At 74.8% G+C, this 254-nt stretch carries 1 protein-coding gene; it reads left to right on the forward strand.

The genetic code is table 11. The annotated features are described in order from the left end of the window. Positions 1-68: 68 nt before the first annotated feature. A partial coding sequence (locus P8629_RS12300; RefSeq protein WP_278166390.1) for a hypothetical protein occupies positions 69-254 on the forward strand: 186 nt, incomplete at its 3' end.

Raw genomic sequence — 254 nt, forward strand, 5'->3', positions numbered from 1 at the left:
TGGAAGCGGCGCTCGCCGGGCTGGAGGAGGGCCTGGAATTGCACGTCCCGACAGCGTAGATCCATCCGATGCAGCCCTCCCTCCGCCTCCTTCGCCAGGACCGCGCCCTGACCGCGGTGTCCGTGCTTCTCGACGTCGCCTTCCACGCGGGCCGCGGGGCGAATGGGGCGGTGGCCGGGGGCGCAGAGGTGGCGGACCGGCTTGGCGCCGCGCGGCGGGGGATCGAGCCCGTCTTCCAGGCCCTCTCGCGCGCC

This window comes from Hydrogenovibrio sp. 3SP14C1, assembly GCF_029625905.1.
Classification (GTDB): Bacteria; Pseudomonadota; Gammaproteobacteria; order Thiomicrospirales; family Thiomicrospiraceae; genus Hydrogenovibrio.